The organism is Humibacter sp. RRB41, from assembly GCF_022761015.1.
Classification (GTDB): Bacteria; Actinomycetota; Actinomycetes; order Actinomycetales; family Microbacteriaceae; genus Humibacter.
In genome coordinates this window covers 243447-267607 of the sequence record NZ_JAKWJQ010000004.1, presented here as the reverse complement: position 1 = coordinate 267607, position 24161 = coordinate 243447, and the positions used below count along the sequence as shown (strand labels likewise).

23 protein-coding genes and 1 tRNA gene are annotated in these 24161 nt (G+C 66.0%); 3 read left to right on the top strand and 21 right to left on the bottom strand.

The window, feature by feature from the left end; all coding sequences use genetic code 11:
- Positions 1–42: 42 nt before the first annotated feature.
- Positions 43–1308 carry a threonine ammonia-lyase gene (gene ilvA / locus MJ603_RS12560; protein ID WP_243064066.1) on the bottom strand — a complete coding sequence of 422 codons (1266 nt, stop codon included), beginning with the start codon at positions 1306–1308 and terminating at the stop codon, positions 43–45.
- Positions 1309–1357: 49 nt separating this feature from the next.
- The gene (locus tag MJ603_RS12555) at positions 1358–2563 is read right to left on the bottom strand and encodes an AI-2E family transporter (RefSeq protein WP_243064065.1); all 1206 of its coding nucleotides are present in this window, start codon (positions 2561–2563) and stop codon (positions 1358–1360) included.
- Between the two features lie 41 nt (positions 2564–2604).
- On the opposite strand from MJ603_RS12555, the gene MJ603_RS12550 reads away from it, so the two are divergent.
- The gene (locus MJ603_RS12550) at positions 2605–3831 is read left to right on the top strand and encodes a winged helix-turn-helix domain-containing protein (protein ID WP_243064064.1); all 1227 of its coding nucleotides are present in this window, start codon (positions 2605–2607) and stop codon (positions 3829–3831) included.
- A 112-nt stretch (positions 3832–3943) separates the two neighbouring features.
- On the opposite strand, the gene mctP is transcribed toward MJ603_RS12550, so the two are convergent.
- From mctP to MJ603_RS12505, 9 genes are all read right to left on the bottom strand, one after another.
- Positions 3944–5668 (bottom strand): monocarboxylate uptake permease MctP, encoded by a 1725-nt coding sequence (gene mctP / locus MJ603_RS12545; protein WP_243064063.1) that lies wholly within the window; start codon positions 5666–5668, stop codon positions 3944–3946.
- Positions 5665–5988 carry a DUF3311 domain-containing protein gene (locus MJ603_RS12540; protein ID WP_243064062.1) on the bottom strand — a complete coding sequence of 108 codons (324 nt, stop codon included), beginning with the start codon at positions 5986–5988 and terminating at the stop codon, positions 5665–5667. The genes mctP and MJ603_RS12540 overlap by 4 nt, the downstream gene beginning before the upstream one ends.
- A 291-nt stretch (positions 5989–6279) precedes the next feature.
- Positions 6280–7185, bottom strand: coding sequence for a M48 family metallopeptidase (locus MJ603_RS12535; RefSeq protein WP_243064061.1), 906 nt, complete (start codon positions 7183–7185; stop codon positions 6280–6282).
- Positions 7186–7254: 69 nt separating this feature from the next.
- Positions 7255–7821 carry a LemA family protein gene (locus MJ603_RS12530; RefSeq protein WP_243064060.1) on the bottom strand — a complete coding sequence of 189 codons (567 nt, stop codon included), beginning with the start codon at positions 7819–7821 and terminating at the stop codon, positions 7255–7257.
- 174 nt (positions 7822–7995) lie between these two features.
- On the bottom strand, positions 7996–9327 hold the full coding sequence (locus tag MJ603_RS12525) for a D-arabinono-1,4-lactone oxidase (protein WP_243064059.1): 1332 nt from the start codon (positions 9325–9327) through the stop codon (positions 7996–7998).
- Positions 9324–10616 (bottom strand): alanine racemase, encoded by a 1293-nt coding sequence (locus tag MJ603_RS12520; protein ID WP_243064058.1) that lies wholly within the window; start codon positions 10614–10616, stop codon positions 9324–9326. The genes MJ603_RS12525 and MJ603_RS12520 overlap by 4 nt, the downstream gene beginning before the upstream one ends.
- Positions 10616–11893: an MFS transporter gene (locus tag MJ603_RS12515; protein WP_243064057.1), complete on the bottom strand. Its 1278-nt coding sequence runs from the start codon at positions 11891–11893 to the stop codon at positions 10616–10618. The genes MJ603_RS12520 and MJ603_RS12515 overlap by 1 nt, the downstream gene beginning before the upstream one ends.
- Positions 11890–12555, bottom strand: a complete 666-nt coding sequence (locus MJ603_RS12510) for a TetR/AcrR family transcriptional regulator (protein WP_243064056.1) — start codon at positions 12553–12555, stop codon at positions 11890–11892. Before MJ603_RS12510 ends, MJ603_RS12515 begins: the two co-directional genes overlap by 4 nt.
- Positions 12556–12722: 167 nt before the next feature.
- A complete protein-coding gene (locus tag MJ603_RS12505; protein WP_243064055.1) occupies positions 12723–13580 on the bottom strand; it encodes a helix-turn-helix transcriptional regulator in 858 nt (285 codons plus the stop codon).
- 86 nt (positions 13581–13666) lie between these two features.
- Here MJ603_RS12505 and MJ603_RS12500 point away from each other — a divergent pair, with 86 nt between their 5' ends.
- Together MJ603_RS12500 and MJ603_RS12495 are read left to right on the top strand one after the other, a co-directional pair.
- Positions 13667–14449, top strand: a complete 783-nt coding sequence (locus MJ603_RS12500) for an SDR family NAD(P)-dependent oxidoreductase (protein ID WP_243064054.1) — start codon at positions 13667–13669, stop codon at positions 14447–14449.
- A gap of 76 nt (positions 14450–14525) precedes the next feature.
- Positions 14526–15014, top strand: coding sequence for a YdeI/OmpD-associated family protein (locus MJ603_RS12495; RefSeq protein WP_279239267.1), 489 nt, complete (start codon positions 14526–14528; stop codon positions 15012–15014).
- 53 nt (positions 15015–15067) lie between these two features.
- Here the strand turns inward: MJ603_RS12495 and MJ603_RS12490 are convergent.
- From MJ603_RS12490 to MJ603_RS12445, 10 genes are all read right to left on the bottom strand, one after another.
- Positions 15068–15141 (bottom strand) — tRNA-Leu (locus tag MJ603_RS12490).
- 90 nt (positions 15142–15231) lie between these two features.
- Positions 15232–16632: an FAD-dependent oxidoreductase gene (locus MJ603_RS12485; protein ID WP_243064052.1), complete on the bottom strand. Its 1401-nt coding sequence runs from the start codon at positions 16630–16632 to the stop codon at positions 15232–15234.
- A gap of 39 nt (positions 16633–16671) precedes the next feature.
- Positions 16672–17187 (bottom strand): DUF501 domain-containing protein, encoded by a 516-nt coding sequence (locus MJ603_RS12480; RefSeq protein ID WP_243064051.1) that lies wholly within the window; start codon positions 17185–17187, stop codon positions 16672–16674.
- Between the two features lie 4 nt (positions 17188–17191).
- Positions 17192–17641, bottom strand: coding sequence for a septum formation initiator family protein (locus MJ603_RS12475; RefSeq protein WP_243064050.1), 450 nt, complete (start codon positions 17639–17641; stop codon positions 17192–17194).
- A 39-nt stretch (positions 17642–17680) separates the two neighbouring features.
- Positions 17681–18961 (bottom strand): phosphopyruvate hydratase, encoded by a 1281-nt coding sequence (eno, locus tag MJ603_RS12470; protein WP_243064049.1) that lies wholly within the window; start codon positions 18959–18961, stop codon positions 17681–17683.
- Positions 18962–19111: 150 nt separating this feature from the next.
- The gene (locus tag MJ603_RS12465) at positions 19112–20014 is read right to left on the bottom strand and encodes a carbohydrate ABC transporter permease (RefSeq protein ID WP_243064048.1); all 903 of its coding nucleotides are present in this window, start codon (positions 20012–20014) and stop codon (positions 19112–19114) included.
- Entirely contained in the window at positions 20011–20913 is a 903-nt protein-coding gene (locus MJ603_RS12460; protein WP_243064047.1) for a carbohydrate ABC transporter permease, read from the bottom strand. The genes MJ603_RS12465 and MJ603_RS12460 overlap by 4 nt, the downstream gene beginning before the upstream one ends.
- Positions 20914–21008: 95 nt before the next feature.
- Positions 21009–22388 carry an N-acetylglucosamine/diacetylchitobiose ABC transporter substrate-binding protein gene (gene ngcE / locus MJ603_RS12455; protein WP_243064046.1) on the bottom strand — a complete coding sequence of 460 codons (1380 nt, stop codon included), beginning with the start codon at positions 22386–22388 and terminating at the stop codon, positions 21009–21011.
- 68 nt (positions 22389–22456) lie between these two features.
- Positions 22457–23212, bottom strand: coding sequence for a sugar isomerase domain-containing protein (locus MJ603_RS12450; protein WP_243064045.1), 756 nt, complete (start codon positions 23210–23212; stop codon positions 22457–22459).
- Complete coding sequence (locus MJ603_RS12445) at positions 23209–24108, bottom strand: MurR/RpiR family transcriptional regulator (protein ID WP_279239364.1); 900 nt, start codon at positions 24106–24108, stop codon at positions 23209–23211. The genes MJ603_RS12450 and MJ603_RS12445 overlap by 4 nt, the downstream gene beginning before the upstream one ends.
- Between the last annotated feature and the right edge of the window lie 53 nt (positions 24109–24161).

The window sequence follows — 24161 nt, the reverse complement described above, 5'->3', positions numbered from 1 at the left end:
TGAGCGAGCGCAGCGAGTCGAAGGGCGCCCAGCCCGCAGCCGTCAGTCGACGATCGGGTCGTAGCCCGCTTCGCGCAGGATGCGCACGACCTCGGCCTTGTGGTCGGGTCCACGCGTCTCGACGCTGACCTGCAACTCCACCTGGTTGATCTCGAGACCATGCCCGCTCCTGGTGTGCAGCACCTCGACGACATTGGCGTTCGCCGCAGCGATCAGCTCCGACGTGCGCGCGAGCTGACCGGGTCGGTCCGGAAGCATGAGCCTGAGATTCAGGTAGCGGTCCGAGATCTCCAGCCCGGCGGCGACCACCCGCTGCATGAGCAGCGGGTCGATGTTGCCACCCGACAGGATCACGACGGTTCGTCCGAGGTCGGCGCCCAGCGCCTGCACCGCGCCGGAAAGGATGGCGGCCACGCCAACGGCTCCGGCCGGTTCGACGACGAGCTTCGAGCGCTCGAGCAGCACCAGAATCGCCCGCGCGGTGTCGTCGTCGCTGACCGTGATGACGTCGTCGACGAGATCCTTCACGATCTCGAAGTTAAGGACGCCCGGCTTGCTCACCGCGATACCGTCGGCGATGGTCGAGCCGATCGCGATCTCTGTCGGGATCCCGGCGCTCAGCGACACCGGATACGATGCGGCATTCTCGGCTTGCACGCCGATCACCCGGATGTCCCGGCCCTCGCCGCGCGCGCGCTGCTTCACGGCAGCCGCGACGCCGGCGATCAGGCCGCCGCCGCCGATCGGCACGATGACCGTCTCGACGTCTGGCACGTCATCGAGGATGTCGAGGCCGAGGGCGGCCTGTCCCGTGACGACGTCCGGATGATCGAACGGCGGAACGAAGACCGCGCCGGTGTCGCGGGCGAACGCAGCGGCCGCCCGCAACGGCTCGTCGACGGTGGCGCCGCCGAGCACGACGTGGGCTCCGTAGTCGCGGGTTGCCTGAAGCTTGGGAAGGGCGACGCCGAGCGGCATGAAGATGGTGGACTTCACACCGAGCTCCCGAGCCGCGAAGGCGACGCCTTGCGCATGATTGCCCGCTGAGGCCGCGACGACGCCGCGAGCGCGCTCGTCAGCGCTGAGCTTGGACATCATGTAGTACGCGCCGCGGATCTTGTAGGAGCCGGTGCGCTGCAGGTTCTCGCACTTGAGGAGCACCTGCGAGCCGAGAAGCTCGGTCAGATAGGTCGACGTCTCGACGGGCGTGTGTTTCGCCACTCGACCGACCACGGCGTGGGCATCCTCGATCTCGTCCAGGCTCGGTCCGACAGCGGAAGGACGGGGAGTTGCACTCACAGCGGTCACCCGCACAGTTTACGTTCGGGCGTATACCCGACCCGGAATGACGCGGGCGTCAGCTCTCGTCGCCATCGGTGGTCTTGGCGGTACGCAGCCTGCGGGGCCTCGGCACCGTCTGCCACAAGGCGTCGGGCGGACCCGTGTACGCGGCATCCGCGCCCGATCTCCATGAGCCGCCCGAAACATAGCGCACCATCACGTTGAGCACCGCGGCGAACGGCACCGCGAACAAGGCTCCAGGGATGCCGGCCAGCAGCGATCCCGTCGCCACGACGAGCACGACCGCGAGCGGGTGCACCTTGACCGCCGACCCCATGATGAGCGGCTGCAGAACGTGTCCCTCCAGCTGCTGCACGGCCAGAACGCCGATGAGCATGATGATCGCAGCAACCCACCCGTTGTAGACGAGGGCCACGACGACGGCCAGGGCACCGGTGATGACGGCGCCGACGATGGGGATGAACGAGCCGAGGAACACGAGCACGGCGATCGGAATCACCAACGGCAACCCGAGGAAGAACGCGACGAGGCCGATGCCCACCGCGTCGATCGAGGCGACGAGCACCTGCACCCTGGCGAAGTTGGTGAGCGTGACCCATCCTGCGCGACCCGCGCCGTCGACGGCCGCCCTGGCACGGCGCGGGAAGATGCGCACGATCCAGCCCCAGATGCCCTTGCCGTCGATCAGGATGAACAGGGTACTGAAGGCGGTGAGCAGTACACCGGTGAGCACGTGGCCGAGGGTCGAGCCGATCGAGAGCGCCCCGGAGATCAGCACCTGACTGTCCTGCTGCAGCGCGGCCAGACCCTGGGTCAGCCAGCCGTTGATCTGTTTGTCGGTCAGCTCGAGCGGCGGGCCGCGCAGCCAGTCCCGGAACGCGTCGTAGGCGTCGACGCTCCTGGTCTGCAGCGCGTGCGATTCTCCCTTGATCTGCAGGACGACGAGCAGCACGAGCCCTGCGATGATCACGGCGACGACGACGAACGCGAGCACGATCGCCAGCCAGCGCGGCCACCGGTGCTTCACCATGAGCTGCACAAGGGGAACGAGCAATGCCGACAGCAGCACGGCGACGAGGACCGGAATCACGATCAATCGCAGTTCGATGATCAGAAAGACGACGACCGCGATCACCGCGCCGATCAGCAGAAGCCGCCACGACCACGCGCCCGCGATACGGATGCCCCGAGGCAGCGATTCATCGACGCTTTCGCGTTCGCTCGGATTTGGTGTCCTGCCGGGTTCCGGTGGTTGCGCCATCGGCTCAGTCTATGTCGGAGGCGAGCGCTAACCTCGAGCGGATGGCACCGTCGACGCACACTCCCACGATCTCCGCAGCCCAGGCCAGGCGCACCGCTCTCGCCGCGCAGGGATTCGGTCGCACCGGCACCGCGAGCGCGGTGGGAACCAGGCAGCTGAACGGTCTGATCGACCGTCTGCGGCTGCTGCAGATCGACTCGGTCAACGTGTTCGAACGCAGCCACTACCTGCCGGTGTTCGCACGGCTCGGGTCGTATGACAAGTCGTTGCTCGATGCGCTCACGCTGCGCACCCGCTCTCCCTACACCGAGTACGTCGCACACGAGGCTGCATTCCTGCGGCGCGACGACCTGCCGCTTTTCGACTGGCGCAAGCGCGCGATGCGCGAGCGGTATGCCGGTGACGACTGGGAACAGCGGAACGGAGCCACTGCACGCTGGCTGCTCGACGAACTCGCGGACCGCGGACCTCTCGCGGCAAGCGAGATCGAGCACGAGGAGAACGTGCGCAAGGGTCCGTGGTGGGGTTGGTCGGAAGTGAAACACACGCTGGAGCTGTTATTTCGCTTCGGAGACGTCGTGATCGCCGGACGCAACCGGTTCGAGCGCCGTTACGCGCTCCCCCATCAAGTGTTCCCCTCCGCGGTGCTCGATCGGGTCGTCCCTGTTCAGGATGCCGTGCGCGAGCTCGTTCTCAGATCCGTTCGCGCCCTCGGAATCGGGACGCTCGGCGACGTCGCCGACTACTACCGGCTGAAGAACGCGCCGACAGCCATCGCCCTGCGCGAACTCGAAGACGCCGGCGAGGTGCAACAGGTCAGCGTGGCGGGCTGGGAACGGTCGGGACGGCCCGCCCCGACCTGGCTGGCGACGGGTGCGAAGATGCCGCGGGCGGTGCGGGCATCCGCTCTGCTGTCTCCCTTCGACCCGGTGGTCTGGGAGCGTGCGCGGGCATTGCGGATGTTCGACCTCGACTACCGCATCGAGATCTACACGCCGGCGGACCGGCGCGTGTACGGCTACTACGTGCTCCCCGTGCTGCAAGACGACCGGATCGTCGGCAGGGTGGATCTGAAAAGCGACCGCAAGGCCGGAGTGCTCATCGTGCAGTCGGCGTGGGAGCAGCCGACGGCGGATGCCGACACCCCCGACCGACTCGCAGCTCTCCTCCGCGAGGCCGCACAATGGCAGGGGCTGTCGGCCATCGAGGTGCGAGACCGCGGCACGCTCGCCGGTCGGCTCGCGGACGCGGTCTCCTCAGCCCCCTGAGCGAGCGAATCAGTTCCCTGAGCGAGCGCAGCGAGTCGAAGGGCGTCGCCGACCCTTCGACTCGGCTGACGGCTCGCGCAGGGAGCTGAAGTCGTCCGATCTCTCGTCTCGCTCAGGGAGCCGAGCCGTCGAACTCCGGGTGCAGCGGAGGCTGCACCTGCTCCTCCGCGACGACCTTGGGGTCGTTCTCGTCGGCGCCGTAGTCCGACGGCCTCGTCGTATCCGTCGTGTCCTTCACCTTGAACAGCCGCAGCACGAGTGTGACGACGACCGCGACCACCGCGTTGAGCACGAACGCCGAGATGCCGATGTACACGGTGATCGACGTGAACGGGAACGCGGCGATCGATCCACCGAAGTGCGCGTGCGTCGCCGGATTGACGACGTTGTACGCCGCGATCGTGCCGTACAGGATGCCGACGGCCCACCCCGCGAACAGGGCCCACTTGTTGAACCACCTGGTGTACAGACCGGCGACGATCGACGGAAAGGTCTGCAGAATCCAGATGCCGCCGAGCAGCTGCAGGTTGATCGCAGAGGACTGATCCATGCCGAGCACGAACACCAGCGCGCCCACCTTGACGATGAGCGAGACCAGCTTCGACACATTCGCCTGGTGCTTCGGCGTGGCGTTCTTCTTGAAGAGATCCTTGTAGATGTTGCGGGTGAACAGGTTCGACGCGGCGATCGACATGATGGCTGCCGGCACCAAGGCGCCGATCGCGATGGCGGCGAGCGCGATGCCGCTGAACCAGGACGGGAACGAGTCGAGGAACAGCTGGGGCACGACGAGCTGGGCGTTGATGGCGCCGTTCGTGTCGATCGGCTGGGTGCCGGCCTTGATCGCCACGTAGCCGAGCAGCGCGAGAAAGCCCAGCATCAGCGAGTACAGCGGGAGCACCATCGCGTTGCGGCGAATGGTGTTGCGGCTCTTCGTCGCCAGCACCCCGGTGACCGAGTGGGGGTACATGAAGAGCGCCATCGCACTGCCGAGCGCGAGCGTCCAGTAGGCATTGAAGCTGGCCGCGCCGGGGATGACCGCACCGAAAGGAGCACCCGTCGCGGGGTTCGTAGCGCTGAGCTTCTTGTCCGCCGCCCCGAAGATGCCCTCCCAGCCGCCGAAGTGCGCCGGCAGGTAGGCGATCGCGACGATGATCGCGATGTAGATGAGGATGTCTTTCACGATCGCGATCAGCGCGGGAGCCCGCAGGCCGCCCATGTAGGTGTAGGCCGCGAGCACGATGAACGCGATGATGAGCGGCAGATCCGCCATGAACGGGTTGGTGTTCGACCCGAGGCCCAGCACCGTGAGCACCGACTTGATGCCCACCAGCTGCAGCGCGATGTACGGCATGGTTGCGACGATGCCCGTCACGGCAACCGCGACCGACAGCCACCTCGACCCGTAGCGTCCACCGACGAAGTCCGCGGGTGTCACATAGCCGTGTCTGTGCGAGACGGACCACAGTCTGCTCATCAGCAGGAACACGATCGGGTACAGCACGATCGTGTACGGAACGGCGAAGAAACCGCTGACGGCACCGGATGCCCACATCGCAGCCGGCACGGCCACGAACGTGTACGCCGTGTACAGATCACCGCCGAGCAGGAACCACGTGATCCAGGTGCCGAATCCTCTGCCGCCGAGACCCCACTCGTCGAGCGTGTTGAGGCCTCGTGCAGACCGGTCGGTTCGCCATCGGGATGCGAGGAAGCCGATCACCGCCACGACGACGAAGAGCACGATCACGACGATCAGCGCCACCCAGTTGACGGGGCGGTTGCCGTGGGCATCCGGTCCGGTCGCGGCGACGAGGGGAAGAAGATGCACGATCATCGAACATCCTCCTCGTCGTCGGTGGACGAGTCGCGCACGTCGTTCGACGCAGGCGTGCTCGCCCGGCCGCGCACCACTGCGCGACGACGACGGTCTTCCTTGCGCATGATCAGGTAGGCGATGCCCAGCAGGCCGGCCGCGATGAAGACCCACAGCAGCTGGTACCAGTAGAAGAACGGCATACCCCAGAATGTCGGTTCGGTGAACGCGTAGAGGGGCACGATCAACGGCATGACGATCGCGATAGCGATCAGGATGCCCGAAATCACGTACGGTCCGGGCCTCGCCGGTCCGCGCGTGGGGATATCAGGGTCAGACACCTTTGTCTCCTTGGCCTGTTTCGAAACGGAGTACCGCACCAGGGGTGCGAGCATCACCACCCCTGTTCAGGGGCCGAACGCAGACCTAACCTTTCACCCGGCGATCAGCCCGGGTCAAGCCCCCACCCCTGAAAACGCCCGCCGGACCAACAAGCACGACGTCCGGCAGGGACGGGCGCCACCCACCCAACGCAACCCGCCCTACAAGGCGGCGGCGTGTACGCCGCCGATCCCAGCCACCTCACAAAGCCGACAGCGGCGCGCCCGGCAGGGACGGGCTCGCAAGACAACTCAGAACTGCGACCCCATCTTCTGCAGTCGCGCGATGCGCTGCTCGATGGGCGGGTGGGTGGAGAAGAGGCGGCTCATGAACGTCGGCTTGAGCGGGCTGGAGATCCAGAGATGCGCCATGGACGTGTTCTGCTTGCGCATCGGGCGGCCGTACTGCTCGAGTTTCTGCAGGGCGCTGATGAGTTCCTCAGGGTCGCGCGTTGTGATGGCGCTGGTGGCATCGGCCAGGTATTCGCGCTGGCGCGACACCGCCAACTGCACGAGCGACGCCATGATCGGCGCGAGCACGAGTGCGACGATGCCGATGATCAGCAGGACCGGGTTTCCGCCGCCGCCACCACCGTTGTTGTTGTTGCGGTTGCCACCCGCGAAGCCACCGAAGATGCTGATGCGAAGCAGGATGTCCGCGATGAGGCCGATGGCGACGGTCAGCCCGAACACGATCATCGACACCCGGATGTCGTAGTTGCGAACGTGTCCCATCTCGTGTGCCATGACGCCCTGCAGTTCACGGTCGTCCATGATGTCCAGCAGACCGGTGGTCGCGGCGACCACGGCGTGCTGCGGGTCGCGGCCTGTGGCGAAGGCGTTCGGGGCCGGGTCGTTGATGATGTACACCTTCGGCATCGGCGTGCCCGTGGTGATGGAGAGGTTCTCGACCGCGTTCCACAGCCGAGGGTTGTCGGATTTCTGGATCTCCACCGCGCCGGATGCCGCGACGGCTTGACCGGACGCCGAGAAGTACTGGATCAGCGCGTACAGCACGGCGACGACCATCACGATGATCAGGATCGCCCAGCTGTTGAAGAGCCAGCTTGCGAGCCATCCGATCAGCCCGATGATGATCAGGAAGATGATGATGATGAAGACGGTGTTCCGCTTGTTCGCGGCGATGGCCCTATACATAGACGGGTCCCCTGTGCTCCACGGATGCCCTGCGTTCGGCTGTCGTGCTGTCGATCGATTCGGTGCCGACTAGAACTGCACGCGCGGCGGCTCGGCGATCGCGTTCGCATCCGCGACCTCGAAGAAATCGCGCGCAGAGAACCCGAGACGCTTGGCGAAGATGTTGTTCGGGAAGACCTTGATCTTCGTGTTGAACTCGCGCACTCCGCCGTTGTAGAAGCGACGCGCAGCCTGGATCTTGTCTTCTGTGTCGACCAGGTCGGACTGCAGGCGCAGGAAGTTCTGACTCGCCTGCAATTGCGGGTACGCCTCGGCAACGGCGAAGATGCTCTTCAGCGCCGACTGGATGTGATTCTCTGCAGCGGATGCCTCGGCCGGGCCCTGCGCCGACAGCGTCTCCGCACGAGCCTTCGTGACGTCTTCGAACACGTTCTTCTCGTGGGCGGCGTAGCCCTTGACCGTCTCGATGAGGTTTGGGATGAGGTCGGCACGGCGCTTGAGCTGCACCGTGATGTCGCTCCACGCCTCGTCGACCCGCACATTGAGCGTGACCAGCGAGTTGTAGGTCGCCCAGAAGTAGATGCCGATGATCACCAGAATCACGACGATGATGATGACGGGGATCAGCCATTCCATGGCAGGCAACTCCTTGGGGACCGGCGGGCGTGTCGGGGGACGATACCGGGCCATCCTACCGGCCGTCGCTCAGCGGTCGGGCCGTTCCCACGACACTCGAAGCTAGGGGTCAGCCGAGCCCTGTCGTGGTGAACGCTGGATGCCCTCCGTGCGGCCGAAAGATGCTCGCTCGGCTCACGTCGCAGTAACGCGCACCGGACCGAGAACGCTTCGGAGGTAGCCGTTCTCGAAGACGCCGGCCGGGTCGAGCCGATCGCGCACCGCGACGAAGTCGTCGAACCGCGGATAGACGGGCCGCAGGTCTTCGATCGTGCGGGTGTGCATCTTCCCCCAGTGCGGGCGTCCTTCGTTGGCGCGCATGATCGCCTCGACGGCGGCGAAGTATTCGGTCGGGTCCTCGCGAAAGTACCTGTGGACGGCGATGTAACCGGTGTCACGACCGTGAGCAGTCGACATCCAGTTCCCGTCTGCCGCGGCGGATCGCACCTCGACGGGGAACGAGATGCGCCAGCCGCGATCACGGATGAGGGCGTCGACTTCGCGAAGCGCTGCCGGCACGGCCTCGCGAGGCAACGCGTACTCCATCTCACGGAACCGTACGCCGCGATCGGTCACGAACACCCGAGGCGAGAGGTCGGTGAACTCGCCGTTGCCCATCAGCCTGCCGGCCAGGCGGTTGACGGGCGGAACGATCGCGGGCACGACGGAGCCGATCGCACAGATTCCGCGGTAGGCGCCGTTCGCAAGCAGCTCGTCTTCGACCCAGGCGCTGAACCTGCCACGCGGGTGCCGCGCCTCGTCGATGGGCAGCCTGGTGTTGGTCTTCGTGACGGCGACATCCGTGTGCGGGAACCAGTAGAACTCGAAATGGTCCTCGTTCGCGGAGCGGTCGAGGTAGGCATCCAGAACCGCCTCGCGAGGCTCGGATGCCTCCACCGCGTGCAGAAGGAACGCCGGAACGCACTGCACGGTGATGTCGACGAGCACGCCCAACGCACCGAGGCCGAGACGCACAGCAGGCAGCAGCTCTGCGTTCTCGGTCTCGCTGACGTGCAGCACGGATCCGTCACCGATGACCAGGGTCGCTGCGACGATCTGGGTGGCGAGTCCGCCGAAGCGACCGCCGGTGCCGTGGGTCCCCGTCGACGTGGCGCCGGCGATCGTCTGCCGGTCGATGTCGCCCATGTTCTCCAGCGCGAGCCCGTACGGGGCAAGCAGCTCTGGCAGCCTGAAGAGGTTCGTTCCCGCACCGAGGGTGACGCGACCGGATGCCTCGTCCACCGCGACGACGCCGCTCAGCTCGTAGAGGTCGAGCAGCACACCGGGAGCGACGGCGATGCCCGAGAAGCTGTGTCCAGCGCCGACCGGCTTGACGTGCAGGCCGCGGTCGGCCGCCGAGGAGACGGCGCGCTGCACGGCGGCGGTGTCCTTCGGCCGCTCGACGTGCGCCGGCCTGATCTTCTGACTGCGGCCCCAGTTACGCCACTTGGCGCCGGTCGCGGTCACAGGAACGCCTTGCCGTCGCCGCGGTAGGTCGGTGTCGAACCGACCACCGCTGCGCCCTCGACGAGCACGAACTCGTTCACGTGCTCGCTGAGCTCGCCCGACTTGGTGTGCCGGAACCACACCCGATCGCTGAGCCGCAGCCCGGCGGCATTCGGTCCGGTGACCGGCGTCTGCACCTCGCCCGCCATCTCTCTCGGCGCCATGCGCAACCCGGTCGGCCAGGTGATGCGGGGCAGTCTGTCGACGGCGGGCGGGCCGGATGCCACCCACCCCGCACCGAGGATCGTCGCGTTTCCGGGCTCGGCCTTGCGTACCACGTCGAGCGCGAACGCCGCTGCGGGCGCGGGAGCGAACGAACGGTAGTTGTCGAAGAGGTGGCCACCGAGCAGACCGCTGCCTGCGGCGATCTCCGTGACCGAAGAGTCGGACGAGGTGTACTCGAGCGAGCCGGTGCCGCCGCCGTTCACGAACTGGAGGTCGGCGATTCCACGTACCGCCTCGACCGCGGCCGCCCTGCGCTCCTTCAGCTCCGCCTTCGAGTTGCGCTGCATCCAACGCACTGTCGCGGCGTACCCGGGCCGGCCGGCCGGGGCATCCCCTTGGCCGGCGATCTGAGCCTCGTAGGCCATCATGCCGACGAGCGAGAAGCCCGCGCGCGAGGCGATGCGTGCGGCCAACGTGGCGGCCTGCTCCGCGGAGTGCACGGGCGAGCGGAACACGCCGATGCGTCCGACCGGGCCGTACCAGGAGGCATCCAGCTCGAGGGCGACGCGGATCGTCTCGCGCTTGTCGGGGGCGACGACGCGGTCGATGAAGTCGAGGTGGTCGACCGAGTCGACCATCAGCGTGACGCGGGAGGCGAGTTCGGGCGAGGATGCCAGACGCCGAAGCGCGGACTTGTCGGCCGTCGGATAGCCGATGACGACATCCTCGATCGGGGCGTGCTCTTTGTCGCCCTCTGCCAGCCAGAGGCCCTCGGCGAGCGTATAAGCGAGCACCCCGTGATAGCCGGGCAGCGCCAGCACGGCGTCGACCACGGATCGCACGCGCACGGACTTGGACGCGACCCTGATCGGCGTGCCCGCCGCACGGCGCAGCATGTCGTGTGCATTGGCACGCAACGCGTCGAGCTCGAGAACGGCGACCGGCGCGTCGAGGTGCGCGGTCGCGGCAGTCAGCGACGGCCAGTACAGCGCCGCGTTGCCCCAGCGCCTGCGGGATGCCTCGGGCGGCAGGGAGAGGTCGATCGTGGATGCCTTCGCCGCGCTTGCGGCCATTCCGGTGGACATCAGCGCACCGCTTTCACTCGAGAGACGGCGACCGCGCCCGCGAACGCGAACACGGCAGCCATGATGAACAGGCCCATGAATCCGGTGGCGAACACCATGAATGCGCCGATCAGCGGTGCAGCGGCCTGCGGAACCGCCGTGGCGATGTTCATGATGCCGAGGTCTTTGCCCCTGGTCTCGGGGTCGGGAAGCACCTGAGTCGCGAGAGCCTGGTCGACGGCGAGGAAGCATCCGTAGCCGAGGCCGAGCAGACCGGCGGCGACCATGGTGACGCCGAATGTGGGGACGAAGGCGAGGATGATCGCGGCGACCGCCTGGAGTGCCGACGACAGGAAGACGAACGCCTTGCGTCTGCCGAGCACGTCGGAGAGCTTGCCGAGCACGAGTGCCGCGATGATCACGAAGACCATGTAGATCAGGACGAGCACGATGAGATCGTCCTGGGCGTGTTTGTCGTGCAGGCCGAACTCGAGGAAGTAGAGCAGAAGGCTCGTGCCGAACGCGTTGCCGAAGTTGACGAGCACCCGGCTGAGCAGCGTCCAGCCGAAGTCCGGATAGCGCTTCGGACTGATCCAGAGCGAGTCGATCATGGCGCGCATGGACCACGGGGCGCGCTGGGAGGGCAGCAGCACGGCATCCGGAATGAAGAGGAACGGCACGACGAAGACGACGAGCAGCACCGCCATCGCCGTGTAGCCGGCGAAGGTTCCCAGGGCGAGAATCGTGACGAGCAGGATGCCCGCGATGGTTCCGACCGCTTGCGGGGCGGACAGCCATCCGGAGACGTACCCGCGTTGATCGACCGGCACCTGGTCGCTGATCGTGGCCGTGAGAGCAGCTGTGAGCACGCAGAATCCGGTCAGGGCGAGGCACCAGAAGACGCCGATGCCGACCATGGTCGTCTGTGCTCCGAGGAGGAGGAGGGCGACGGCGAACAGAACAGCGCCGGCGAGAATCCACGGTCGACGCCGTCCGAACCTGCTCGTCGTTCGGTCTGAGAGAGCGCCGGTCACGGGGAACGCGACGATCGCGAACAGTGCGGAGATGCCCGAGATGATGCCGAACGCGACCACGTTCTGCACCCAGTCATCCGTCCTCAGCTGCTCCTGGATCTGTGTCGGAAGCAGCAGCTGCACGGGGGTGAGCTGCGCCATCCAGACCCCGAACCAGGCGAGGGCGAAGGCAGCTATCCAGCGACCGCCGACGCGCCGGACCGGCTCGGCGAAGACGGCGACGGTGAGCGGCGCACCCGGCAGCGCCGCGTTCCCGGCGGTCATGCGCGTGCCCCGCTCGCAAGCGAAGCCGAGGGCTCATCGTGCGTCGTCTCGGAGGGCGAGACGGGCTCGCTCAGTCGTGCGACGGCATCCGCTGCGACGTCGATGAAACGATGCGCTGCTTCGTCGTCGTGAGTGGCGAGCCAGGTGGTGGTGAGCCCGTCGGTGAATCCGACGAGCACCTTCGCCACCTCGTCGATCGGCACAGTCCAGCGCGCGCCGACCAGCTGCTCCGCGGACCTCAACGATGCCTCCGCGAGCTCGAAATAGCTCGCATACTGCCGCGCGGCCAGTCGCTCCGGCCCCGACGTGCGCTGCGAATACAGTGCGAGCTCGAACATCGCGCGCTCGTGATCCGGATCGGACGTGACGCCGGCGAAGTAGTGTCGAAGTCCGCTGCGCAGGGCATCCCGCATGTTCTCGGGGGCGGATTGGGGAGCGATCGCCGGGAGTATCGAGCTCTCCTCGCGCTCCACGACGTGGCGCACGACCTCGCGCATCAGTTCGTCGCGGGATTCGAACGCGTAGTGGAACGACGCCTGTGGCATGTCGGCCTCAGCCGAGATGGCCCGCGTCGTGGCTGCGTGGACGCCCTGCTCCGCGATGACGCGAAGGGCTGCTGCGACGAGCGCGCTGCGACGCTCGGCGATCGACATGCGCGTCATCGGCGCGTACCTGGTGGTGCGAACTCGGTCGTGGTCATCTGTCGCTCTGCTCTCCATCGGGCGGAACTGGGTCAATTGACCAAGTATGCACGAAATGGGAGCCAGCCGCACGCCAACGATGAACCCTCCGCCAGCCGACCACGAGGCCACGGAGGCCGCTCAGGCGGTCAGAAGTGCCTGCCGGCCTCGATGCTCTGCGTGCCGAGCACGCTCAGGAGTGCCAGGGCATCCGCGTCACGAGAACCGACCGGCGCCGTGTACAGCACGAGATGCTGATCGCGGTCGGCGAGTGCGAGCACGTCGCAGTCGACGGTCACGTCTCCGACCGCGGTGTTCGTGAACGTCTTGCGGAGCGTCGGGCCCGATTGCACGTCATGTCGCTCCCAGAGCCGGGCGAACTCCTCGCTCCCCTCCCGGAGTTCCTCGATCAGTCCGACCACGGCCGGGTCGGCCGGGTATCTGGCGAGGACGCCCTCGAGCTCCATCACAACGTGCTGCCGGAACTCGGTCGCGTCGGAGACCCCGAACAGCGGGCTGCCTGAGCTCGGCGGTGCGAGGAACGCGAGGCGGGCGAGGTTGCGCTCCTCGGGAGCGAGAGCCGAGAAGTCCGTCATCAGGGCGGCCGCGAGATCGTTCCACGCCAGCACCTCGAAGATAGCGGACATCACGATCGCGGCCGTCTGCGGCATTCGCTCGAGAACCGCGAGGATGCTCGGGCGCACGTCGCGCGGATGCAGCCCGGTGCGGCTCGGCGCCGTGCCTGCGAGGCGGTGAAGGTTATCGGACTCCGCGTCGGTGAGGCGCAGCGCCGCCGCTATCCCGGCGAGGACCTCGCCGGACGGACGGGGTGCTCTCCCCTGCTCGAGGCGCACGTAGTACTCGGTCGAGATGTGCGCGAGCACCGCGGTCTCCTCACGACGAAGACCCGGTGTCCTGCGCCGCGGACCCGAAGAGAGACCGACATCCTCCGGCCGGAGCCGTTCGCGCCGCGTGCGGAGGAACACTCCGAGCTCCTGCTTGTCCATACTCCAAGTGTGCGCGCGGCGCGGCCGTTCATCCTGGTACCGTCTGTGCCTGCATGCGGCGCCCCGGTCGGGTTCACGCTGTCTGCATGACACACGACATCGACTCAATCGCTCTCGGCCTTCTCACCGACAAGGTGATTCTCATCACCGGCGCCAGCCGGGGCATCGGCGCCGCCGCCGCTCGTCTCTTCGCGAGAGAGGGCGCCACCGTCGTGCTCGCCGCCCGCAGCACGGATGCTCTCGACGCGATCGCCACGCAGATTCGTGACAACGGCGGCAGCGCCGCATCCCTCGCACTCGACCTCGCCGACCGGGCGAGCATCCGTGGTGCAGTGGACCGCGTCGCTGAGTTGCACGGACGGCTCGACGGAGCATTCAACAACGGAGCATCCGGCCAGCAGCCGGGACCGCTCGACGCGACGAGCGATGACGACATCGATCTGCAGTTCGCCGTGAACTTCCGCGCGCACTGGACGGCCATGACCGCAGAGGCCGCGCTCATGCGCCGCACGGGAGGAGGAGCCATCGTCAACACCTCCAGCATCGGCAGCCGACGCGCCAACCCCGCACTGCCGGCGTACGGCGCCATGAAGCGCGCACTCAACAGCCTCACGGAGACCGCAGCGGTGAGCTGGGCGAAAGACGGCATTCGCGTCAACGGCATCACGCCCGGCGGCACCGCGACGGAGATGATGGACGCGTGGGAGGTCGCGACTCCCGGCATCCTCGATCAGGTGAAGTCGGCCATTCCACTCGGTCGGATGGCTCAGCCCCGCGAGGTCGCCGAGGCTGCTGCGTGGCTGCTCAGCGACCGCGCATCGATGGTGACGGGCGCGATTCTGCCGGTCGACGGCGGCGCAGGGGCGTGAGGCGTGAGCCGCGGGCGGCGGACATCCGCTGCCCGGCCCGGCTCGAGGCACCACGCTCTGTCGCATCCCTGTCATCATGGAGAACACCGGGAGCGTGCCCGCAACGTGGAGGTGCGACGTGGAATTTCAGGCGACGGTGGAGCCCCAGGAGCCCATGAGGGGGCTGGAGATCGCGCCGGGGGCCGTCGAAGCCCTTGGGGCCGGCAAGCGGCCGAGGGTGATCGTCACGATCAACGGGCACTCGTGGCGCACCAGGGTGGCGTTGATGAGCGGCCGCGAGCTCATCGGGCTGAGCAATGCGAACCGGCAGGCATCCGGTGTCGTGATCGGTGAAGTGGTCGTCGTCGAGCTCGAACTCGACACAGAGCCGCAGACGGTGACCGAGCCGCAGGAACTCCATGACGCGCTGGATGCCGATGGCACGGCGCGCGAGGCCTTCGACCGGTTGACGGTCGGTCAGCGACGCCAGCAGGTGCGGGTGATCGAGGAGGCCAAGGGCGCGGACACTCGCGCGAGGCGAATCCAGAAACTGGTCACGGAGCTGCAGGAGCGCGGCGGCTCCTGACATTCGTTTCTCTCGGCTCAATCGCTGTGCTCGCGGCCACGCCGCTCAACTCGTGCCCCCGCTGGGACTCGAACCCAGACTGAAGCGATTTTAAGTCGCCTGCCTCTGCCGATTGGGCTACGGGGGCTCCCGTTCGATTACTCAGGCTAGCCGAGCACAGAAACGAAACGACCGCGCGGGACGGTGCCCGCGCGGTCGTTTCGTACGATCTCGATGCTCAGCCCGCGACGGATGCCTTCGCGGCCTTCTCATCAGCCTTCGGCTTCTCGTCGGCCTTCGGCGCGGCGGCTTCGACCTGCGGCTTCGGACGCGAGGCGAACTCCTCGAACACCGCGCGCGGAGTCTGCACCGCGGCGAGCGACACGTTGTCACGACCGAGCCAGAAGTCCAGCCACCAGTCGCCGATCACGCGCCACTTGCGCTCCCAGCTCGGCATGGCCAGACCGTGGTATCCGCGGTGCATGAACCAGGCGATCAAGCCCTTCACCGCGATCTTGCGGTACTGGTACACGCCGATACCGAGGCCGAGGCCCGCCACAGCGCCGAGGCTCTTGTGGAAGTACTCCTTGATGCCCTCGCCGCGCATCGTCGCGACGATGTTCTTCGCGAGCAGCTTCGCCTGACGAACGGCGTGCTGGGCGTTCGGAACGCAGTAGCCGCCGACGCCCATGCCCGTGAGGTCGGGAACGGCCGCGACGTCACCACAGCCCCAGGCATCCGCGATGACGTCGTCATCGGTGCCGACGCGCAGATCGGCACGAACCCGCAGCCGCCCGCGCTCCTCGATCGGCAAGTCGGTGTGACGCACGATCTCGGGGTTCGCCATCACGCCGGCGGTCCACACGATCAGGTCGGCGTCGAAGCTCTCGCCGGTGGACAGCTCGATGTGTCCGTCGACCGCGCTGGAGAGCTGCGTCTCGAGATGGATCTCCGCGCCACGCTCTGCGAGGTTCTTGATCACCCAGTGGCTGGTGGGCAGCGAAACCTCGGGCATGATGCGCCCCATGGCCTCGATGAGGTGGAAGTGCGTCTCTTCGAACGTGATCTGCGGGTACTGCTCGAGCAGTGCGCTCGCAAATGCACGAAGCTCAGCGAAGATCTCGATGCCAGCGAAACCGCCGCCGATGACGACGAACGTGAGCAAGCGCTCGCGCTCAGGACCTGCGGGAAGAGCCGCAGCCTTGTCGAAGTTGCCGAGCACACGGTCGCGGATGGCGACCGCCTCTTCGATGTTCTTCAGGCCGATGGCTTCGTCGGCGACGCCCGGAATCGGGAACGTGCGGCTGACGGCACCGGCGGTGATGACGACCTGGTCGTACTCGAATTCCCACGGCTCGCCGATGGCCGGCGTGATGGTCGCCTTCTTCTCTGCGTGGTTCACGTAGGTGACCTTCGCCGAGATGATGTTCGTCTTCTTCAGGTGACGACGGTGGCCGACGACCGCGTGACGCGGCTCGATCTCACCGGCGGCGACCTCGGGAAGGAACGGCTGGTACGTCATGTAGGGCAGCGGGTCGACGAGCGTGACCTCTGCCTCGCCTTTGCGCAGCCACTTCTCGAGTTTCCAAGCGGTGTAGAAACCGGCGTAGCCGCCGCCGACGATCAGGATTTTGGGCACAGTACAGCGTCTCCTTGAAACGAAAAGTATGGTTCTAATCTACCGCACGAGGTAGTCAGCACATTCACAGGCATCCGGCGACCAATCGGCGCGCGCCAGGGCCAGGTCGCCGATCGGGTTCACGCCCGGTCCTGCGGCCAGCGAATGCGCCGCGAGCGCGTGCAGGCATTTCACCCTGGTGGGCATGCCGCCTGCGGAGAATCCGACGATCTCTTCCACATGATCGATGCGGTCGCGATCGGCGAGGTATGCGTGATGGGCGACGTCGTATGCCGCCCTCACATCTTCGTCGTCGTCGAGCAGCTGCGTGAACTCGGCCATGACACCGGATGCCTCCAGGCGCGACATCGCCGCCGTCGCAGCCGGGTGGCTCAGGTAGTACAGCGTGGGGAACGGCGTGCCTTGCGGGAGCCGGGGCGCCGTCGCGACGACGGTCGGGGCTCCGCAGACGCAGCGCGCCGCGATTCCGACCACGCCGCGCGCCGGGCGCCCCAGCTGCGCAGAGACGATCTCGATGTCGCGTTCCGACACCGGATCGAACGGTGGTGTTGTCATGGAGTCACTTCGTGAGCTGATCGGCGGTCTGATCGGTCAGTCCCGCCGTCAAGAACGACCCGGCCAGCGACTCCAACCAGTCGCTCTTGGTCGACTGGATGTTCGTGCTCACTTCGGTGGCATCCTTCTTCGGTGCCGGCGGGCGATCGTCGATGACAAGATAGCTGGTCTCCCCCGGCATCACGAAAAGCAGTCGGTCTCTGGCCTGCGCCCTGATGTAGTCGGGGTCCTTCCAATCGGACTCCTGTTTCTTCAGATCCGAGACCTTCGCTGCCGTATCGGCGTTGCTCTTCTCGAGGCCCGCGATCTCGTGTTGCTGATCGATGTACAGGTGAAGTGTCGGCGCGATCACGAGAACGCCCATCACGACAAGGCCCAGCATCACGAAGCTGAACCAGGAGAATCGGATGCCGCGCAGCCATTTCGCAGACACGCGGCGGTTCGGGGCGGCCATTGCTCAAGCTTCTCGCACGACCGCCCCGACGCGACCGAACTACGCCGTGAAGCGCGGGAACGCGCCGCGTCCGGCGTAGACCGCTGCCGTGTCGAGTTCTTCCTCGATGCGCAGGAGCTGGTTGTACTTCGCGACTCGCTCGCTGCGTGCAGGGGCACCGCTCTTGATCTGGCCGGAGTTCACCGCGACCACGAGGTCGGCGATCGTGGTGTCTTCGGTCTCCCCCGATCGGTGGGAGAACATCGTCGTGTACCCGGAGCGGTGAGCCAGCTCGACGGCGTCGAGAGTCTCCGACAGGGTGCCGATCTGATTGACCTTGACGAGCAGGGAGTTCGCAACGCCCAACTCGATGCCCTTGGCGAGGCGCTTCGGGTTCGTGACGAACAGGTCGTCTCCGACGAGCTGGATCTTCGAACCGAGCTTGTCGGTGAGCAGCTTCCAGTTCTCCCAGTCGTCCTCAGCAAGAGCGTCCTCGATGGTGAGGATCGGGTAGGAGTCCACGAGATCCGAGTAGTAGTCGATGAGTTCGGGCGCCGACCACTGCTTCTTGTCGAGCGTGTAGACGCCGTCGTCGAAGAACTCCGTGGCTGCGGCATCCAGTCCCAGCGCAATGTCGGAGCCCGGCGTGAAGCCGGCCTTCTCGATCGCCTTCACGAGGAAATCGAGGCCCTCGCGGTTGCTCGGCAGGTCGGGGGCGAAGCCGCCCTCGTCGCCCAGCCCCGTGCTGAAACCGGCTGCCTTGAGCTCGGACTTGAGCACGTGGTAGGTCTCGGCACCCCAGCGGAGCGCCTCGCGGAAGCTGGACGCGCCGATCGGTGCGAGGAAGAACTCCTGCATGTCGATGCCATTGTCGGCGTGCTCCCCGCCGTTGATGACGTTGAACAGCGGAACGGGAAGCACGTGCGCGTTCGGGCCGCCGACATAACGGAACAACGGCAGATCCGCGGCATCCGCAGCGGCACGCGCGACGGCGAGGCTCACACCGAGAATCGCGTTCGCGCCGACCCGACTCTTGTTCTCGGTGCCGTCCACCTCGATGAGTGCGACGTCGACGCCACGCTGATCGGATGCGTCGAAGCCCTCGATCGCCGGCCCGAGATCGTCGAGCACCGCGTCGACAGCCTTCTCGACGCCCTTGCCGCCATAGCGGGACTTGTCGCCGTCACGCAGCTCGTAGGCTTCGAAGGCACCGGTAGACGCACCGGAGGGAACGGCAGCCCGCGACACCGTGCCGTCGTCGAGCAATACCTCGACCTCGACGGTCGGGTTGCCGCGCGAATCCAGAATCTCGCGAGCGCCTACAGCCTCGATCAAAGACACAGGGATCTCCTTTTTCAGTTCTTCTCAGGGCGTGGCCGGCAGCACCGCCGACCTGGGAATGCGGACCCGAGGTCCGCGCGCTCAGTCTAGCCGCGCACCGAAAGGGCGATCGCCCCGAGGCGACCGCCCTTTCCGCACCGTCGATGCGCCTTACTTGTTGGTTCCCTGACTCACCGAACCCTGGAGCTGACGCTGGAAGAACACGTAGACGATCAGCACGGGGATGACGGTGATGACCACGGCGGCGTAGAGCGCGCCGAAGTCGACCGAGTAGCCCGCCTGAGAGGCGAACTGCGCCATGCCCTGAGTGAGCACATAGTTGGACTGGTTCGAGTTCAACGCCACCGGCAGGAGGAACTGGTTCCACAAGCCGAGGAAGTTGAAGATCGCAACCGCGGCCATGCCGGGAGTCGCCATCGGAAGCATCACCTGGAAGAAGGTGCGCCATTCGCTCGCGCCGTCGACCTGCGCTGCCTCGTAGATCTCATCCGGCAACCCCTGAAAGAAGGAGTACAGGAAGAACACGGTGAACGGCAGCGCGAACGCGACGTACGTGAGGATCAGCCCCGGCAAAGTGTTCAGCAGTCCGATGCCCTGCAGGATCTTGAACAACGGCACGATCGCCAAGAACGGCGGGAACGTCAATCCGGCCAGCATCAGCCAGTAGATCGCTCGCGCCCCGAAGAACTTGAAGCGGGCGAGCACGTACGCGCACATCGCGCCGAGGATCATCACGATCACCAGCGCGCAGCCGACCACGATCAACGTGTTGACGAAGTACGAGCCGATGCCCGACCCGTTCCAGGCGTTCACGTAGTTGGAGAAGTCCAGCTTCTTCGGCAGGCCGAAGGGGGAATCCAGGATCTCCTTCGTCGTCTTGAACGACGACAGGAACACCCACAACAACGGGATCGCCACGATCAACGACCACGCGATCAGCAGGACGTGCGACGTGGTACCGGCGGCGATGTCGCCACCGGTGAGCTTCTGCTTGTTGCCGCCGAGCTTGACCCTGCGCGTGCCGGCCTTCGCTGTTTCGACCGTCGCGGTCATGACCGGCCCTCCTCTCGACCCTTGCTCAACCTGTTCACTCCGAACACGATCCCGGCGAAGATCAGCGTGATCGCGGCGAGCACGACGCCCATTGCCGTCGCGTACCCGAACTGTCCCTTACGGAACGCCGTGTTGAACAGATCCTGGCTGATGACCAGTGTCGTATTCGCCGGGCCGCCCGCGTTCGGGAACAGCGCCGACATGTACACGAACGAATCCAGTGCCGCGATGCCGAGATAGATGTATGCCGTCTGGATGTTGTCGCGAATCGAGGGGATCGTGATCGACACAGCTGTGCGGAAGCGTCCAGCACCATCCAGCCGTGCCGCTTCGTAGGTCTCGGCCGGGATACTCTTGATCGCCGCCACGAACAGCACCGTGTAGAAGCCGATGAAGCCCCAGATGATGACGAACATCGACGCCGGCATGGCCGTTGCCACCTCGCCCAACCAGGCGAAGTTCGTGAACTGATGCAATCCGATCGCGGTCAAAAACCCGTTCAGCAGACCGGCGCTGGGATCGTAGACCTCTGCCCAGATCAGACCGACCACGATGGCCGGGATGCAGTAGGGGAAGAACGAGACGGTGCGGTAGAACCCGGAGCCTTTGACGCCGCGGATCTGCCCCTTGCTCGGACCCGCCACGGTCACGACGCTCGAGATGATCAGTGCGACCACGATCGTCACCAACGGCACGATGATGCCCAAGAGGATGCAGTTGAACACGGCCTGCATGAACGTCGAGTCTTGGAAGAGGTTCACGAAATTCGTGAAGCCGATGAAATTCATCGTGGGCGAGAACCCGCCCCAATCCGTCAGCGAGTAGTACAACGCCTGTACGAACGGCCAGATCACGAAGATCAGGAAGATCGCCAGCGGAAGAATCAAGAACACCGCCATGAAGCTGACGCGATCGAACGTCAGCTTCTTGACGCGGCGACGCCGGGAAGGCGGGGAAACCCGCCCTCCCGGCGCCGTGGTGCTGGTTGCCTGGGTCACTTCGATGCCGCGGCCTTGTCGGAGATCGCCTGCATCTGGGTGGTCAGCTGTGCGGCCGTTGCCTGCCCGGAGAGGAACGAGTTCCAGATCACGAGCTGGTCGGTGTTGAGGCCGTACAGGCTCGCGAACTCCCAGTCGAAGATGTTGGTGCCTGCGGCATCGAGCATCTTCGTCTGAGAGACAAGAGCCGTCGATCCGAACCCGTCGGCGGGCACGAGACCCTTGACGATCGTCGGCGCGAGCTTCTCCTTCGAGAAGTTCGTGGCGGCATCCTTGGAGAGCATGGCCCGCATGATCTCCTTGCCACCGGCCACATTCTTGCCCTGCGACGGCACGATGTACGGCTCGCCGGCCGCTGCTCGCAACGCCTCGAACGGCAACGCGGGGCTGTCGGTCACCGTCGGCTCGGGCGAACCGGTCATCTTGAAGTTGGCGGCCGTCGCCTTCTTCATCTCGTTCTCGATCCAACCGCCCGACGGGTACAGCAGCGCCTGCTGGTCGTTGCTCCACTTCGCCTGGGCGGCGGTGAACTGGGTTCCCGCGCCACCCGGAATGAAGTAGCCGTTCTTGACGATCTGCTCAAGCTTGCCGAAGACATCCTGGATCGGCTTCTGCGACCAGGCGTTCTTCTCGAGGTTGTTGACCGCGTTCATGACGTCGAGGCCGCCCTCCTTGATGGCCGAGTCGAGCGCCATCGTGAGGTAGTACGTTGCGGCTTCCTTGCCCCAGACGAACAGGTACTTGCCCTTGGCCTTGGCCTTGGCACCCAGTTCGAGCGCCTCGTCCCAGGTCTTCGGCGGCTTCCAGCCGTTCTCGTCGAAGAGGGTCGCCGAGTACCAGATCGCGTACACCGTCATGACGTAGTTCATCGCGACGAACTTCTTGTCGAAGGTGCCTGGAGTCTTCACGCCCGGGTAGAGCGTGTCGGCGATCTTCTTGCCTTCGTAGTTGTTCGCCTCGAACACGTCATCGAGGGTCTCGAGGCTCTTCAGGATCGTGTTGAAGCCGATCTGGTTCGCACCCGAGTTGTCGATGAGGTCCGGCGGGTTGCCGCCGACGAATCGCGGCTGAAGGGACTGCGCGATGTTCGTCTGCGGAGTGACCTTCGACGTGGTCTTCCACTTCTTGTCGACGATCTTCGCCGCGAACGTCACGTAGTCGTAGCCGTAGCCGCCGTTGAAGATCACGGCCTCGATGCTGGAGCTCTCCTTGATGCCGAACGGGTTCGTCGCCGATTTGGTGCCGCCTCCGCTGGTTCCGCCGCCGCTGCCGCTGGAGCAGGACGCGAGCGAAACGGTGATCGGAATGGCGACCGCCGCTGCGAACGCGCCGCGCAAGAAGTTGCGCCGATCGAGTCCTCTACTCTCTGTGCTCATTCGAATGCTGCCTTTCGTTTTTCTCGTGGTGTTGGGTGGTGCTTCTCGGATGATCGCCCGGCGCGCCGTCAAGCGGTGCGGCTGATGCGGTCTTTGTACAGGTCTTCAAGGGCTTTGTTGTGTTCATCGCCGCCGGGGATGTTGGCGGAGATGTAGACGGGGGGCGTCGTGCCCGATGCGGCGATACGCTCCGACACGGCGATCGTGAGCAGTTGCGCGATGAATGCCGCTGTGATCGACGAGATGGCGCCCACGCGCAGTCCGTCGCCCAGATCGAGGGTCGCGTCACCATACGGAGCCTTGTTGTCGATGACGATGTCGGCGATGTCGCGCAGCTTCAGCCCGCTGGGATGCTTCGGCTCGACCGCATCGGTGTGCTGGATGCTCGTGACGGCGATGACCTTGTGCCCCGTCTCCTTCGCCTTCAACGCCATGCCGACGATGGAGCCGTTCACGCCAGAATTCGACGCGATGAGGAACACATCGGCCGCGCCGACCGGAGAGAGCTCGAACAGCTCGTCGACAACGGCCGGGTCGCGCTCGAGTGCGCTCCCGCCGAGGATGTCGACCCCGCGGTCGCCGTGCAGCACCACGTCTCGGAGCGCGATCCTGTTCGTCGGGATGAGCCCGCCGGCGCGGCCTGCGATCTCCATGGCGAACGCCTCGGAGTGCCCGGTTCCGAACGCCTGCAAGACACCACCTGCGGCGATCGCGTCGACGAGGAGGTCGATCGCGGGATCGAGCGCACCGGCATCCGCCTCGGCCGCTAGTGCATTCAGCCGGGTGGTGGCTTCGGTGAGGAAGTCGTCATAGAGGCGAGTCATGCATTCTCCTTGTGGTGCTGGATGGGGTCATGCGCACGTCGCGGCCTCGCCGATCTGCGGTGCGGGGCGACCGCGAGAGCGGATGCCGCGAGCGTGGTGGTCGTGCGGCCGAAGTTCTTCTGGGCGACCAGCAGGTAGAGCAGGTCGAGCACGAAGAGCTGCGAGTGTTTGGCCGAGAGGTCGTCCGGCTGGAGGAACTGCTCGAGCGCCAGGGTGACGATGTGCTCGTCGGCGATGCGAGCCAAGGGCGAATCCGGCGAGTTCGTGACGGCCACCGTGAGTGCGCCGGTCGACCTGGCGCACTCGAGCATCTGGATGGTCTCTTCTGTGCGGCCCGTGTTCGAGATTCCGATCGCGACGCAGTGCTCGTCCTGTAACGCGGCACTGGTCAACCCGGTGTGCACCTCTGGCCAGTAGTGCGAGTTGATGCCGATGCGATAGAGCCGCGACTGCATCTCCTCCGCCATCGTCGCGCTGCCGCCGATGCCGTACAGGTCGACGTGCTCGCTGGTGGCGACGCGCGCGGCGATGCGCTCGAGCCTGGCCAGGTCGACCAGGTCGGCCGTCTCGTGCAGCGATCGAGTGTGCGCAGCCAGGAGCGTGCTCATCACCTCGGTGGGCGAATCGTCCGGACCGAATGCACGGCCGATGTCTTCGCTCCAGGTCTCGCGCGCTCGCTCGCGGCCGACATCCGACGCGACGGCGACGCGCAGCGGCACGTAGCCGGAGAAGCCGATCGTGCGGCAGAAACGGGTGACCGTCGCGGGCGAGGTGCCGGCGGATTCGGCGAGCTCGGTGATCGAGAGCCGGAGCGGGGCATCCGGCGAGTCGAGCAGGACCGCGGCGATTTTGGCCATTGCCTGCGACATCTGCGGAAGTCGAGACTGGATGCGCATACCAACCCCCGGGCCGTTGACAGCGGCAGGAGCCTGCGCCGGGTCGTTCGACG